This is a genomic window from Falseniella ignava CCUG 37419 (assembly GCF_000301055.1).
Taxonomy (GTDB): Bacteria; Bacillota; Bacilli; order Lactobacillales; family Aerococcaceae; genus Falseniella; species Falseniella ignava.
On record NZ_JH932301.1, the window covers coordinates 239,469 to 254,067 of the forward strand.

14 protein-coding genes and 1 other RNA gene are annotated in these 14,599 nt (G+C 42.1%); all 15 read left to right on the top strand.

What is annotated here, in order from left to right; translation table 11 throughout:
• Positions 1-37: 37 nt before the first annotated feature.
• The 15 genes from HMPREF9707_RS05340 (at position 38) to dnaX (ending at position 14,588) form a co-directional block, all read left to right on the top strand.
• Positions 38-709, top strand: coding sequence for a cobalamin B12-binding domain-containing protein (locus HMPREF9707_RS05340; protein ID WP_006701673.1), 672 nt, complete (start codon positions 38-40; stop codon positions 707-709).
• Positions 706-2,403 carry an ASKHA domain-containing protein gene (locus HMPREF9707_RS05345; RefSeq protein ID WP_006701674.1) on the top strand — a complete coding sequence of 566 codons (1,698 nt, stop codon included), beginning with the start codon at positions 706-708 and terminating at the stop codon, positions 2,401-2,403. Before HMPREF9707_RS05340 ends, HMPREF9707_RS05345 begins: the two co-directional genes overlap by 4 nt.
• Positions 2,404-2,406: 3 nt before the next feature.
• A complete protein-coding gene (locus HMPREF9707_RS05350) occupies positions 2,407-3,240 on the top strand; it encodes a hypothetical protein (protein WP_006701675.1) in 834 nt (277 codons plus the stop codon).
• Positions 3,237-4,274, top strand: a complete 1,038-nt coding sequence (locus HMPREF9707_RS05355; RefSeq protein ID WP_006701676.1) for a uroporphyrinogen decarboxylase family protein — start codon at positions 3,237-3,239, stop codon at positions 4,272-4,274. Before HMPREF9707_RS05350 ends, HMPREF9707_RS05355 begins: the two co-directional genes overlap by 4 nt.
• A gap of 17 nt (positions 4,275-4,291) precedes the next feature.
• Positions 4,292-5,509: an ABC transporter substrate-binding protein gene (locus HMPREF9707_RS05360; protein ID WP_006701677.1), complete on the top strand. Its 1,218-nt coding sequence runs from the start codon at positions 4,292-4,294 to the stop codon at positions 5,507-5,509.
• 82 nt (positions 5,510-5,591) lie between these two features.
• Complete coding sequence (locus tag HMPREF9707_RS05365) at positions 5,592-6,461, top strand: carbohydrate ABC transporter permease (protein WP_006701678.1); 870 nt, start codon at positions 5,592-5,594, stop codon at positions 6,459-6,461.
• An 8-nt stretch (positions 6,462-6,469) separates the two neighbouring features.
• The gene (locus tag HMPREF9707_RS05370) at positions 6,470-7,288 is read left to right on the top strand and encodes a carbohydrate ABC transporter permease (protein WP_006701679.1); all 819 of its coding nucleotides are present in this window, start codon (positions 6,470-6,472) and stop codon (positions 7,286-7,288) included.
• 4 nt (positions 7,289-7,292) lie between these two features.
• The gene (locus HMPREF9707_RS05375; protein ID WP_006701680.1) at positions 7,293-8,336 is read left to right on the top strand and encodes an ABC transporter ATP-binding protein; all 1,044 of its coding nucleotides are present in this window, start codon (positions 7,293-7,295) and stop codon (positions 8,334-8,336) included.
• 6 nt (positions 8,337-8,342) lie between these two features.
• Positions 8,343-9,245 (top strand): DUF7916 family protein, encoded by a 903-nt coding sequence (locus HMPREF9707_RS05380; protein WP_006701681.1) that lies wholly within the window; start codon positions 8,343-8,345, stop codon positions 9,243-9,245.
• A gap of 9 nt (positions 9,246-9,254) precedes the next feature.
• Complete coding sequence (locus HMPREF9707_RS05385; protein ID WP_006701682.1) at positions 9,255-9,953, top strand: histidine phosphatase family protein; 699 nt, start codon at positions 9,255-9,257, stop codon at positions 9,951-9,953.
• 14 nt (positions 9,954-9,967) lie between these two features.
• Positions 9,968-10,996 (top strand): uroporphyrinogen decarboxylase family protein, encoded by a 1,029-nt coding sequence (locus HMPREF9707_RS05390; protein ID WP_006701683.1) that lies wholly within the window; start codon positions 9,968-9,970, stop codon positions 10,994-10,996.
• A gap of 37 nt (positions 10,997-11,033) precedes the next feature.
• An RNA gene (gene ffs / locus HMPREF9707_RS08745) (signal recognition particle sRNA small type) lies at positions 11,034-11,123 on the top strand.
• A gap of 143 nt (positions 11,124-11,266) precedes the next feature.
• A complete protein-coding gene (locus HMPREF9707_RS05395) occupies positions 11,267-11,689 on the top strand; it encodes a bis(5'-nucleosyl)-tetraphosphatase (protein ID WP_006701684.1) in 423 nt (140 codons plus the stop codon).
• Position 11,690: 1 nt separating this feature from the next.
• Entirely contained in the window at positions 11,691-12,518 is an 828-nt protein-coding gene (locus tag HMPREF9707_RS05400; RefSeq protein WP_051007506.1) for a putative RNA methyltransferase, read from the top strand.
• A 33-nt stretch (positions 12,519-12,551) separates the two neighbouring features.
• Positions 12,552-14,588, top strand: a complete 2,037-nt coding sequence (gene dnaX, locus HMPREF9707_RS05405) for a DNA polymerase III subunit gamma/tau (protein ID WP_006701686.1) — start codon at positions 12,552-12,554, stop codon at positions 14,586-14,588.
• Positions 14,589-14,599 lie beyond the last annotated feature (11 nt).

Sequence of the window (14,599 nt, forward strand, 5' to 3'; positions counted from 1 at the left end):
AATATAAGTGGGTTCGTAGCAAACTTGAGGAGAAGACATGGAAGAACAGGATAAATTATTAAAAAGAATTTCAGATCTCGTATTAGATATGGATGAAGAGGGCATCGTTGATGCAGTCAGGGAGTATCTCGATGCAGACTTTGATCCAGAAGTAGCTGTATTAGATGGTTTGGTTGATGGCATGAATCGCGCAGGGGAGCTGTTTGCTGAAGAAGAGTACTATGTGACCGATTTGCTGTTTTGTGCAGATACGTTCGAATTAGGAATGGAAATCTTACAACCGATTTTAATGGAGCGAGTGGATACTCGAGCGGACTTACCGAAAGTGGTCATTGGAACTGTGGAAGGTGATACGCACGATATCGGGAAAAACTTATGTCATATTATGCTTGAAGCAGGAGGCTTTGAGGTAATTGACTTAGGTAAAGACGTTCCACTCCAAAACTTTATTGATGAAGCTGTCGCACAAGACGCACATCTGATTGGACTGTCAGCGTTAATGACAACGACCATGGGTGGGATGCGTCGGGTGATTGAGCTTCTAGAAGAACAAGGTTTGCGTCAGCAAATTAAAGTAATGATCGGAGGCAGTCCAGTCTCACAAGCTTTTTGTGATGAGATTGGCGCTGATGGTTATTCCGAAAATGCTTTTGAATGTGTGGAGTTAGCGAAGCGATTAACTCATCACACTGAATTGGAATCAAAATGATTGTCAAAATAAATTTACCGGATGGGCGTCAATTGGATTACGATACAGAAAGTCGCGAATCGCTTTGGCAATGTCTGCGTCGACATGACGTATTAATTAGTGGAGACTGTGATGGGCGTGGGCGTTGTGGCCAATGTCGCGGAACAGTTTCAACTCAAGGACAGTCGCCTAAAGAGCGGCTCTTATGTCGTTATTATCCAACGCAATCGGTAGCAGTGACTAATTTTAAACTTGAGACACAACATACGATACTGACTGAAGGGACTTTGCCTCACTTTGAGTACCGACCCGCTATTACAAAGCGCATACTGACAGCGGGAGAGGCCCAACAAGCGTCAAAACAACTCGGTTTATCTATGGATGAACAAACCCACCAATGGACGGGAGTCTACGACCAAGGTGAGATATTCTCTATCGAACCGGGGGATACAACGGCGTGGCAATACGGTCTGGCAGTCGATATTGGGACCACAACGGTCGTCGTAACATTAGTGAACTTACTGACAGGCGAGCAGTTGGCGACAAAAAGCCAACTCAACCAACAAGGGCAATATGGCTCCGATGTTTTAACGCGAATAACGCATGTGATGGATTCAGGCTTATCAGGGTTAGATAACTTGCAAACCGCTGTTATCAATACAATTAAAGGATTGATTCAGGCGTTGCGAATTCAAACAGGGGTGAATTCGCAATATATCTATCAGATGGTTATCGCGGGAAATCCAGTGATGTTGCACTTGTTACTTGGAATTAATCCAGAGCCGTTAGGCCGTTCGCCTTATGAGTTAGTCGTTAAATCGAGTCAAAATTTTCAAGTTCATCCTGAATGGGATTGGTCTATTAATTCACGGGCACGTATTATTACGTTGCCGATGATCTCAGCTTATGTTGGCGCAGATGTTGTTTGCGGCGCCTATGTAGCGGAACTCGATCGACAAGATCAAGCCATTGTGATCGATATTGGGACGAACGGCGAGATGATTTTAGCCTCCAACCAACATCTTCTCAGCTGTTCGACCGCAGCGGGACCAGCGTTTGAAGGGATGAACATTACATCAGGAATGAAAGCCTCGAGTGGTGCGATTGAGGAAGTGCGTTTGACGCCTGAAGGGGCAGTCTTATCAGTGATTTCAAATACAGAGCCGATTGGACTCTGTGGTAGTGGTGTATTAGCAGCATTGCGTGAGGGACTCCGATATCAATTGGTTAATGAACGTGGACGAATTATCGATCCACAAAGTCTAGCGCCGGATGATGATCGTCTTCAGTACATTGAAGTCGACGCAACAGGGAAACGTCGAATTCGTTTAGCTGAGGGAGTCTATTTATCGCAACAAGATATTCGCCAAGTCCAATTAGCGAAAGGTGCGATTATGGCCGGGATTGAACAATTGCTAGTTGAAGCTCAAACTACGGCAGAAGCTATCCAGCACGTCTATATTGCCGGACAGTTTGGAGCACATATTGATGAGTCGAGCCTGATTGAAACAGGCATCTTACCTCAAGCTTTTAAAAATAAGTTGCACTACTTGGGGAACACATCTCATAGTGGAGCCTATATGGCACTGATGTCACTTGACGTCCGACAGGACTTAGAAGCATTAAGTCAGCGAATTGAACCGCTCGAATTAAGTCTAATGGACGACTACCAGCGACGTTTTGTACGCCACACACTATTTGAGAAGCGGGGTTAAGCGATGTCGCATTGGAAGCGAATTGAACAGCTTGAAAGATTACATTATCCTTTTGACAGTGGCGAAGGGTTGACTTCAAACCAGCATCAATGGTTAGCAGAAACGCACGGTTCTTTAGAGGTGATGCAAACATTAATCCGTTTGCGTCAAAAGGCGACTCAAAAACCATATGTATTAGCACCGATCGGTCATCTGATGGCGTCACAAGCACTCGGAGCGCATGTAAAATATGTAGCCACCGGCGGAGCTTATGTCACACGATGGGAAGCTCAAGCTGACTTGGATCTTACCCAAATCGTCCCGTTAATCGAATGGTTGAATCAATTGGATGAACCTGTAGGCTTCAATGACACCGGGCTTTGGACCATTTGGGAGAGCCTCATTGGCTTACGGGAATTACTTACGGTGCTTAAACGAGATGCGACGGTGCCACTCCAAGCTTTCAAACAATTGTATCAACAGTGGACGAAGCTCTTACAAGCCGAATTGAAACTCAAGCGAGGGATGATTATTCTAGGTGATCCAATTGGAATTCCCGAAATAATCGGGGATGCGTTTTATCGAGAATACGTCATGCCTTGGCAATGGGAGTGGCTATGTGAATGGTTAACTTATGTTCGTTGCACATCAGGCGTGGTTTATGTTAATCCATTAATGGCGGATGGACTGATCCGGTATCGAAAGACTGATTATCGGGTCATACACCACCGCTGTTCGAATGATCGATTTACCGATCAAGTTTTATTAAATCCAATGTATCAAGGGGCTGTAGTCACTCGACTGCTTGATGGCAGCGCCGTTGAATTATTAGTAACTGAAAAGGAGTACTGCAATTGAATTCAATCGAGAGGTTAGCTGCTTTTAATCAAGGGTTGCCAGTAGATCGCCCACCCTATATGTTGTTTCATGGAACATTTGGTGCGAGATTGACCCACCAAACGTATCAAGAATCTGAAGCAACTGCGGGTAATATTGCAGCCAAGGAAATCGCTGTATACAACGCATTCGGATGCGATAATGTTTCGGTGAATTTGGGGTTAAATGGACTGGGAATCATCTTAGGGAGTCAAATGAAGTATCCGGAAGATGCCAGTCCGATGTTAGATGTTCCATTGCTGTCATCTTTAGATGAGTTAGACAAAATTGATTTATCCAAAGTTTCTTTCGAAGCTTCTTGCTTATTACGTAAACATGATTTAGCGATTCAAATGATTCAAGACCGACTCGGTCAAGAGGTTGCAGTAGCTTATGAGCTTACAGGTCCCTTAACTTCCGCAGCGAGCTTAATTAATATTGAGACTTTGCTGCGTGGAACTCGAAGACAACCCGAACAAGTGCATCAACTCTTAGAGTTAGTAACACAAGCAACGTTACGTATTATTGATGCCTTTGCATTAAATCATCAAACAACATTCAATATAACGGATCCAGTGTCATCAGGAGCTTTGATTAGCGGCAAACAATACCGTGAATTTAGCCAACCTTATACTCAACGCATTGTAGAGCATATTAAACAATATCAACGAGGGGAGGTGGTGATTCACATTTGCGGCGATACAACAAAGTTTCTGACCGATATTGCCAGTACTGGAGTCGATTATATCTCAATCGACCAACAAGTTGATTTGAAAACAGCGTTGGAGATTGTAGAAGAATTACCGGTAGGTATTATCGGCAATATCGATCCAGTGAAATATCTCCTTCAAGGTGATATTAACTCAATCCAGCAACAAGTTGCCCAAAGTTATGAGGCAGCAAAGCATAGTTCAACGAAGTATATTATTGGACCGGGATGCAGTGTGCCACTAGCCACACCGATTCAAAATGTGACGGCGTATGTGGAAGCGATAATGCATTACGGTCGAATGTAGAAATAAGGAGACAGATTATGAAAAAAATAATGTTAAAACTTGTAGCGGCAGTCATGCTACTAAGCGTTTTCGTTCCGAGCTTATTCACTGCAGTTCACGCAGAAGAGAAAGCGGAGCAAACCGTGAGTATTTTAGTTCCTGGTTATGATACAGGTTACTTACGTGAAGAACTTGATGCCGGTATTAAAGCTTTTGAAGAAGCTGAAGGGATTAAAGTTGAAGTCATTCCTGTAGGATGGGATGAATTAAACAGCCGTATTGTTCAATTAGTAAATGGCGGACAAGCGCCAGATATTATGCTAATTGGGACACGTTCACTTCGTCAATTCCGTGATGAAGGAATTATTCGCGACTTAGATGAATTCATTACACCTGAATTTATTGAACCGCGTGTTGAAAGTGTCTATCACACAGCAACGATTGACGGTAAACAATATGGTATTCCAATGGCGTTCTCAAGTCGTGCATTAATCTACCGTACAGACTTAATTGAAACACCGCCAACCAATTGGGACGAATTATTAGAAGTGGCAGAAAAAGTCAAAGAAGAACATGATATTTATGGATTCTACTTACCAATCGACGGACCAGGAACTTCGATTGAATTAATGAACTTCTTCTACCAAAATGATGGCTTCCCAGTAAGTGAATCAGGTGAATTCCAACTTAATACACCTGAAATTGTTGAAACTGCAGAATACTTAAAACAATTCGTCGATAAAGATTTAGTTCCAAGTCCACTTGAATCTGAACGTAACGATCAAATTAAAATGTTCGTTAATGGAGACTTAGCAATGTTCGTAACAGGTCCATGGGATCAAGAAGCTTTAGAAGAACATAAAGAAGAATACCCATACGCAGTGGCACCCCTACCAGAAGGTAAACATCCAGGCGTTAACATTGCAACGGACTCTTACGTTATTACACAAGGAGCTAAAAATCCAGAAGGTGCATGGAAATTCATTGAATTTATGGGTCAAGAAGAATTCCAACGTCCAGTGAGTGAAGCATTCAACTGGTTCCCAATTCTTAAAGCTGAAGAAGCTGACGAAAGATTCCAAACAGACTTTATGAAACCGTTCTTAGAGACCATTGCTTTCGGTTACCCAGACCCACATACACCAAACTGGGATGAGTTTAACCGTGCATTCGTTCAAGCTTTACAAGAAACCTTGTTAGGTGAAAAAGACGGTCAAACTGCCTTTGATGAAGCTCAAAAAGAAGTCGCTGAATAATTTTTAAACGAAAAATTTTTGCTGGGCCAATTGAGCCCAGCAAAATTTTAAATCAATGGGAGTCTGAAGGAGGGATTATCAGATGCGAAAACATACCGATTGGGTACCTTATACTTTGATTATGCCAGCAATTATTCTTTTGATTATTTTATATGGTTATCCTTTTTTCTTGACATTGATTCAGTCATTTCAAGAAGTGCGATTGTTTGGTGGCGAGTCGACTTGGGTAGCGTGGGGGAATTTTAAAAAGATTTTTACCGATAGTTCTTATGTAAAAAGCTTGTCGATCACCTTGCGTTATGCGATTTTTACGGTATTTCTTAAAATTGTAATTGGCTTTATATTCGCCATGTTGTTAAATAGCGATATTTACTGTAAGAAGTTCGTGCGTTTTCTGTTCCTTTTACCATGGGCAATGCCACAAATTGCGGTAGGGATTGTATGGAAATGGATTCTCGACGGTAAATATGGTTATTTAAATTACTTTTTACAGCAGATCAATGTGATTAGCTCAAATATTTCTTGGTTAGCTCGTCCAGATATTACACTCTATGTCGTCGGGATTGTTGATGCTTGGATGGGATGGCCTTTAGTGACGATGATGTTCTTATCGGGACTAGAAAATATTCCAACGAGTCTTTATGAAGCAGCGCGTGTCGACGGTGCAGGTTATTGGTCCCGCTTTGTCAATATTACCTTAGCTCAGATGAAGAGCATTATTATGGTGACCTTAACATTGGTAACCATCTGGACTTTCAACTCCTTTAACGTTCTCTATGTTATGACGGAAGGCGGACCACTTCGCTCAACGGAAACATTAATGATGCGCGTCTATAACGAAAGCTTCCGTAATTTTAACTTCGGAATTAGTAGTGCGCTTTCGGTTTTAATTTTAATTTTCTTAGTCCTTATTACGTTCAACTATATTCGTAATATCTTGAAGGAACAGTAGGTGATGACATGCAAAGAAAATTACGAACAGCAATTGTTATTTTAATTGGGCTTTTAATCAACTTGCCGATTATCATTATGGTTATTTCTTCGTTAAGTTCCTACTCTAACCTCTTGCAAAATCCGGTTCACAGTTTTGAGTGGCCACCGATGTGGGAAAATTATACGGAGACGCTCTTTGGTGAAAAAAGCATTATTAAACCGTTAATCAACAGTTTGGTTGTCTCAGGGGTTACGATGGTGCTATGTACCAGCGTTGCGGTCTTAGCGAGCTATGCGACAACGCGTTATCCGATTCGATTTAAAAAAGGTTTTCTTTATACGGTCCTACTATTTCAGATGTTTTCACCCGTCTTACTCTCTGGACCACTTTATGCCATCTTTAATACGTTAGGTATTTTAGATACTCGCTTATCACTGATTATTGGTAACACGGCGAGTTGCTTGCCGATGACGATTTGGTTATTGTATACCTATTTACAAGGGATTCCGCTCTATATCGAAGAAGCTGCGCGAATGGATGGCTGCACTTGGTATGAGAGTGTCTTCCATGTGTTGCTTCCAATGGCGTTACCGGGAATTATAACGGCTAGCTTATTTGCCTTTATTTCTGCTTGGGGAGATATTATCTTCGCCCGCTCAAGTATTTTGAATATGGCGAATAACACGTTGCCGCTAGCTATTATTCGTTTCGAAGAATATAATCGGACACGTTGGGATCTACAACTGGCTGCCAGTACGATTTCAACCATCCCAGTCTTTGTATTCTTTATGTTTATTCAAAATTCAATTGGCCGTGGGTTAATGCAAACAAGTAGTAAGGAGTAGAACTATGTCAAAAGTAACGATTGATAACGTCACAAAATCTTATAGTCGTGACACTACTATTTTTACCGATTTATCGCTGGTCTTCCCAGACAATGAATTTATCGTTATTCTAGGGCCGTCTGGTTGTGGTAAGACGACCTTGCTTCGGATGATAGCCGGATTAGAGGATTTCGATAAAGGACGTATCTTAATTGACGAGACCGATGTCTCAAATATGAAGCCTGAGCAACGTGATATTGCGATGGTGTTCCAAAACTATGCGCTCTATCCGCAAAAGACGGTCTATCAAAATATGGAGTTCGGTCTTAAAATGCGTAAAGTTCCAGCTGAAGAGCGTGCCGAACGTATTAAAAATGCGAGTGAAATTCTAGGCTTAGATCAGTTATTAGATCGCTATCCAAAACAATTATCTGGTGGACAACGCCAACGGGTAGCATTAGGGCGAGCTCTAGTGCGCGATCCTAAATTATTCTTGCTCGACGAGCCTTTATCGAACTTAGATGCGAAGCTTCGAATTAAGATGCGCTCAGAAATTATCCAACTTTATCAACGAATTGGTAAAACAATGATCTATGTGACGCATGACCAGACTGAAGCGATGACGATGGGAACACGCATTTTATTAATGAATGAAGGTTTAATTCAGCAATATGATGTTCCGGAAAAATTATACGATGAACCCGCGAATATTTTTGTGGCACAATTTATCGGAAGTCCACAAATGAATATTGTCAGTGAACCGGTTCAAAATGGGAAAGTGAAATTTGGAAATATTACGTTAAATGTGCCGGAGGGGTACCAAGGTGATCGAATTCATATTGGATTGCGGGCAGAAGATTTACAAATTGCTGACGGTGAATTCTATGAAGTATCACATACAGAAAACTTAGGAAACGAACAATTAATCTATCTTTATGATGACCAAGGTGAGGAAATTGTGGTGCGAGATTACGAACGTACACAGCTAGAACCAGGTCAGCGTGTCGGATTAACCTTGTTAGATCATAAGATTCATTGGTTCGACCATCAGACAGGGGAGCGAGTTTAATTATTGATGAATGCGAGAAGAATATTAGATTGTTATGCGAGTGATTTTGAGCAAATGAATCGGAAGATGCTGTTGCAATCCATAGCTGCTGCGGAAGGTCGTACGGTACTCGTTGAATTAAAAGAAAGTTTTGAATCATATATAAAAGACTTGACCAATTCTGAATTGGCAGTGGCAGCCGGCGCGGATTTGATTTTATTGAATCAGTTGAATGTACTAGAACCGGTTATACTAGGGATCGACCAAGCTGACCGTCCGGTTCAACGCTTAAAAGAATTAGTCGGTGTTCCGTTAGGGGTTAACTTGGAGCCGATTGTGCCGACATCTGCTCAAACCTACGAACCATTGGAAACGATGATATCCGGTCGGAAGCTAAGTGTTGAAACACTAGACGTTATTGAGAATTTGTCGTTGGATTTCTTATGTATTACAGGGAATCCAAAATCAGGCGTTACGAACGAAGGAATTGTACAGAGTATTCAACTTGCCAAAGAACATTATTCAGGAATCATTATGGTAGGGAAAATGCATTCTGCAGCCATTCAAGAGCCGGTCATGACAGAAGCCGTTGCGGAGCAATTTGTAGAAGCAGGAGCTGATGTGGTCTTATTACCAGCCGTTGGGACGATTCCGGGTTTTACGATGGAGGAATTCCTAGCGTGTCAACGTATTATCCGTCAATCAGGTAAGTTGGTCATGGCTGTTAATGGAGCGAGCCAGTGTTGTGCACCGAGAGATGTAATCCGTCAGATTGCTTTGAATAGCAAAGTAGGCGGCGCTGATATCCATCACATTGGATCATCGAACAGTGGTGGTGTGGCACCTTTTGAGAATATTTATGAATTGTCGATGACCATTCGTGGAGAAAATCACACATTAAGACAATTAGCGAGATCGATTCGACGTTAGGAGAAAAATATGGACGCAAAATTAGAAAAAGGTTTAACGATTTATTTTATTCGTCATGGGGAGACTTACTTCAATTTACATCAACGAACGCAAGGTTGGGTAGATCCGTTTTTGACCCCTAAAGGGATTGAAGATATGCGCCAAGTTGGCAAGCGTCTTAGCCGAGTGCGTTTTGATGCAGCCATTGTCAGTGACTTGAAGCGTACCACGAGAACGGCGGAGATTTTACTAGGTGAAAGTATTTATCCACGTTGGATGGTGCCAATTCGCGAATTAGCGGATTTCCGTGAGATTAGTTTTGGGAGTTTTGAAGGAATGACTGCCAATGAAACATGGGAAATACTCCGGCAATATCTCGGTTTCCCTTCGGTTGAAGCGATGTTAAATGAAACAACCGAGGCCGAGCGGCTCTCTGCACTGAAACCGGCAGATTTGCATGGTGAGGGTGAAGATTATCAAGATTATTTGGCTCACTTACATGTTGGGGCAGATAAACTGCTTGATGAGTTAGGAGATACGGATGCGACCTTACTCTTTGTGGGGCACAGTATTAATATCCGTCATATTTTACAATATTTGATTCCGAAAGAAGACCATATTCCAGAGCTTTATGATATGTATTCGATGAAAAATGGCGGGGTTATTACGATTAATAATCAATCCGGATATTTTAAAATTCACCAATACATGGATAAATTTTATGAGTAAAGGAGACGATGCCAATGGAACTCACTTCCGCTGAACGTTGGGAAAGACTTCATACGCAATCCCCATTAGATACGATGCCGGTCGTACTCTTTGATAATTTAGTGAGCGCTAAATTAATCGACCGAACTTACCTTGAATCTGAAGCAGACGCGACATTATTGCTTGAGAAGTTATTAAAAAGTTATCAAACCTTTAAAGCAGATTCCGTCTCTTTAAATTATTCGATGAGCGAAATCAATCAGGTGCTTGGCGGTGAAAGTAAAGTTACTCATCCAAATACTTCACGTAGTATTGTGGCTTATCCTGCCCAAGCATTAGACGACGTTGCGGCATTGCCAGAGTTGGCATTGGAGACACTTCCGGTTACTTTAAGGTTGCGTCAAGCCATCGAACATTTTCTTAATGAGACACATGGAGAAGTCCCAGTTCGTCTTCATTTTAGAGGTCCTTTCAGTATGGTAGCAGGTTTGATTGAATCGGAGAAAATTTTACGCGGTATGCGCCGAGATCCAGAAGGACTCCATGCAGCGTTAGCTTATACGACACAATTAGCCACACAGCTCGTTGAATGTTTCAGTGATTTGGCACCGATTATCTACAATATAAGCGATCCGGTGGCGAGTGGTAGTTTAATTAGCCACAAGCAATACGAGGCGTTTGCCTTTCCATATACGCAACAACTTGTCGAAACATTGCATCAACAAAATCAACGCGTACACCTACACATTTGTGGTAATACGGAACGAGCATTACCGTTGATTCAACAAACGGGTGTGGATGCATTTAGTATGGATCAAGTGGTTGATGTGGCAAAGGCTTTTGAAATGACTGATCATCAGTTGTTGCTGATGGGCAATGTCGATCCCGTTAAGTTTTTCTTAGAGGGAACACCTGAAGAAATCAAGCAGGAAGTTGAACGCATTGCTCAAGCCGCAAAAGATGCAAAAGGAACATTAATTCTAGCTCCAGGATGTGATTTGCCTTATGATACACCGATTGAACAAATTCAGGCCTTTATGGAAGCAGCACGCGCTTGTTCGTAAAAGGGTGTGACTTGCTTTCAAGAGAAACCTATGATACTATAAAGATGCCAATGGTGGAGTCACGAACCGGGTCAGGATCGGGAGATAGCAGCTCTAAGTGACGAAGCCATGTGGTATTTTTTTATATTCAAGTGAGCGCCATTCCGAAAGGAGGCGCTTTTTAATTGATTGTGATTCATCCAGTCTTTGGAATATAAAACCCTCAAAAAATCATCAGATAGTGTATAATAGGAGTAATTAACTGGAGAAGATGTAAGTGAGGGATAATGGATGCAAGTACAAGAAAAATCATGCGGCGCTGTAGTATATTATACTGACCACGGCGAAAATCATTATTTATTGATTTGTCACCGGAATGGGGGTCATTGGGCCTTTGCGAAAGGGCATGTCGAAGCAGGTGAAACAGAAATCGAAACAGCTCAACGTGAGATTCAAGAAGAAACAGGATTGAATGTTACGATTGATCCGCGCTTCAGAACGTCGGTGAGCTATTCACCGAGTCCAGGTGTTCAAAAAGAAGTAGTTTACTTTGTAGCTTTATCCGACCAATTAACGGTGACTCAACAAATCGAAGAAGTTACCAATGTTCTTTGGTTGCCTTATTCACTTGCCTTGGAACGGCTCACTTATGAGAATGATCGAGATATTTTAACGCAAGCTCAGCAATATTTATTGACAAAGGAAGGCGAATAAATTGAGTATCCGATACCAATGTCCAGTTTGCCAGCAACCTCTGCAAATCGAAGGTCGCAGCATGAAATGTCCGAAGGGACATCATTTTGATTTTGCTAAAGAAGGCTATATTAACTTGCTTCTACAAGGACATTCGACGAAATATGACAAATCGTTATTCCATGCTCGACGGGAATTAAATGATCGAACGAAGCTGTATCAACCGGTTATTGATTGTATCACTCACATCTTGACGGCGAATGGATCACTAGCCCTCAAGTTGCTTGATGCTGGAACAGGTGAAGGTTACATCTTGAATCAAGTTGATCAACAATTAAAAGAACAAGGTATTCATTCCGATGCTGTAGGCATTGATATTGCCAAAGACGGTATTCGTCAAGCTGCCAAAACTTATCGAGCAATCGATTGGGTGGTGAGCGATTTGGCCAACGTACCTCTAACGGGACAACAATTTGATGGCATTTTGAATGTCCTAAGTCCCTCTAATTATCAGGAATTTAATCGATTGCTACGTCCTGGAGGGCAAGTCATTAAAGTGATTCCAAGTACCCACTACTTAAAAGAACTACGTGAGAGAATCTACAATACATCTGATCGCTCGCAATATGATAATACTAAAGTTAAAACCTTGTTCTACCAACATTATCCCGCTGTTCAGAGCCAAATCTTAGAATACATTGTGAGATTAACTCCGACGGATTTGGCATTACTCATCGATATGACGCCGCTGACTTGGGGGTTGAATTCTCAGCAGCGTCAACAATTATTAAATCATTCAATTGATCAAGTGACGATGCATTTTGAAGTGTTGGTGGGGCAAACAAACTAAGCATTTTACTATAAATTGAGAAAGGAGCGCGCCATGAGTTATCAAGCTTTATATCGCGTTTGGCGACCGCAAACATTCGATGAAATGATTGGACAAGATCCGATTAAAGAGACACTGAAAAATGCGGTAAAAAACCAACAAATTAGTCATGCTTATTTATTTACTGGTCCTCGTGGGACTGGAAAGACGAGTGCAGCTAAAATTTTGGCGAAAGCCGTCAACTGTCCGAATACCCAAGATGGCAACCCTTGTAATGAATGTGACTTGTGTCAACGGATTACGCAAGGATTGTTAAGTGATGTAGTAGAAATTGATGCGGCAAGTAATAACGGAGTCGATGAGATTCGCAATTTGCGTGATAATGTTCGTTATGCAGCTAGCGAAGCCACCTATAAGGTCTATATTATTGATGAAGTTCATATGTTAACAACCGGAGCTTTCAATGCATTATTGAAGACGCTCGAAGAGCCACCAGAACGTGTTATTTTTATTTTGGCGACGACAGAGCCGCATAAAATTCCAGCAACGATCTTGTCACGAGTGCAACGTTATGACTTTCAACGAATTAGTGAGACAGATATTGCCAATCATTTAGCTCATATTTTAGAGCACGATCAAGTCGCCTACGATTCAGAAGCGCTTGCGCTGATTGCTCGAGCAGCCAATGGAGGGATGCGCGACAGTCTCAGCCTGTTAGACCAAGCTATCTCTTATCATCCAGAGAAAGTGACCTTAGATGCGGCACTGAGTGTTTCAGGCAGCTTAAGTCAAGAGGCGCTCTTAGCTTATATTGAAGCCATCTATCAACATCAAGTGGAAGCTGCTTTAGCCATTGTTCGTGAACAATTAAGTGAAGGGAAGCAAACGGCACGTTTCATTGAAGAACTAATCTTATTAAGTCGGGACTTATTGTTATCTCAATATTTGGAGAAAAATCAAACGCTCTTAACCGACGCTCAGCTTGAAACCATTGAAGCAATCCCAGCGTCCTTCTACTATCAAATGATTGAATCACTCAACGAAACCCAAAATAAGTTGAGGTTTTCTAATCAACCGCAAGTTTATTTAGAGATATTTACGGTTCAACTGGCGTCCGAACAACCATCTCAGTTGGTAAGTTCCTCAGCGACACCGCAAGATTCCGAACTGGTTGCGCAAGTTGTCCAACTTAAAGAACACTTGACGCAATTGGAATCCAAAGTAGAACAATTGGCTCAATCCACTCAGCAAGGTCGTGCGGTAGTCACGTCTGAACCGGTTTCTAGCGAACAACCATTGACTCCGCGTGAGCGCCCCAATCATCAAGCTGCTACTTATCAGCTCGATCAATCGGCGGTCTACCATGTATTGAATGAGGCGACCCATCAAGGACGTAAGCAAGTGAAGTCTGCTTGGTCTTCGATTGTTGGGCAGCTGCCTCCCCAGATGCGCCGCCTCTTTACCGATAGTGAAGTGATCACTGCAGGGAATGGCTATATTTTACTTCGCCTCGATAGTGCCCTGTATGCAGGAGAAATCCAACATGAGATGCAAGTTCAACAGGTATTACAGCAAGCCATCGAACAAATTTTAGCAGAGTCGTACAAAGTCGTGCTTGTATTAAGTAGTGAATGGCCAACGTTACGCCAACAATACAAAGTTTTGCGCGATCAAAATAATAATCAGCCGATTCCATTGCGAGATCGGGAGGATGAGAATGAACCAAAAAATGAGACGAACTCGCCAGAATTGTCGAATGAATCCGTGATGGCACCGGATGAGGAGCCATCGTCATTTGATATTGAAGTGTCTGAGGAACCAATGAATGATACCGTAAGGGACGAGTCTGTGCCTGAGGAATCTACTGTGGAGATTCGGGATTGGAAGCAAGGAACCAACGAAGCGGGTGCCAACGCTGAAAATGAGGTTGAATATACCGATATTTTTGGCACAGTCTACCAAGGTGAACCCGAAGAAGCAACCTCCATCGAAACAATGCAATTTTCGGAAGATCCGGAAGAAGATGCAGCAATTCGAGAAACCATCAACTTATTTGGGGAGGAAAATATATCGTTCCATTATGATCGATAGCATTTAGATGA

Excerpts from the sequence above, each read along its gene's own strand:
- HMPREF9707_RS05380 (WP_006701681.1), top strand. The coding sequence starts at position 8,343 with ATGAATGCGAGAAGAATATTAGATTGTTATGCGAGTGATTTTGAGCAA.
- dnaX (WP_006701686.1), top strand. The coding sequence starts at position 12,552 with ATGAGTTATCAAGCTTTATATCGCGTTTGGCGACCGCAAACATTCGAT.
- HMPREF9707_RS05350 (WP_006701675.1), top strand. The coding sequence starts at position 2,407 with ATGTCGCATTGGAAGCGAATTGAACAGCTTGAAAGATTACATTATCCT.
- HMPREF9707_RS05345 (WP_006701674.1), top strand. The coding sequence starts at position 706 with ATGATTGTCAAAATAAATTTACCGGATGGGCGTCAATTGGATTACGAT.
- HMPREF9707_RS05365 (WP_006701678.1), top strand. The coding sequence starts at position 5,592 with ATGCGAAAACATACCGATTGGGTACCTTATACTTTGATTATGCCAGCA.
- HMPREF9707_RS05340 (WP_006701673.1), top strand. The coding sequence starts at position 38 with ATGGAAGAACAGGATAAATTATTAAAAAGAATTTCAGATCTCGTATTA.
- HMPREF9707_RS05370 (WP_006701679.1), top strand. The coding sequence starts at position 6,470 with ATGCAAAGAAAATTACGAACAGCAATTGTTATTTTAATTGGGCTTTTA.
- HMPREF9707_RS05360 (WP_006701677.1), top strand. The coding sequence starts at position 4,292 with ATGAAAAAAATAATGTTAAAACTTGTAGCGGCAGTCATGCTACTAAGC.
- HMPREF9707_RS05390 (WP_006701683.1), top strand. The coding sequence starts at position 9,968 with ATGGAACTCACTTCCGCTGAACGTTGGGAAAGACTTCATACGCAATCC.
- HMPREF9707_RS05375 (WP_006701680.1), top strand. The coding sequence starts at position 7,293 with ATGTCAAAAGTAACGATTGATAACGTCACAAAATCTTATAGTCGTGAC.
- HMPREF9707_RS05385 (WP_006701682.1), top strand. The coding sequence starts at position 9,255 with ATGGACGCAAAATTAGAAAAAGGTTTAACGATTTATTTTATTCGTCAT.
- HMPREF9707_RS05395 (WP_006701684.1), top strand. The coding sequence starts at position 11,267 with ATGCAAGTACAAGAAAAATCATGCGGCGCTGTAGTATATTATACTGAC.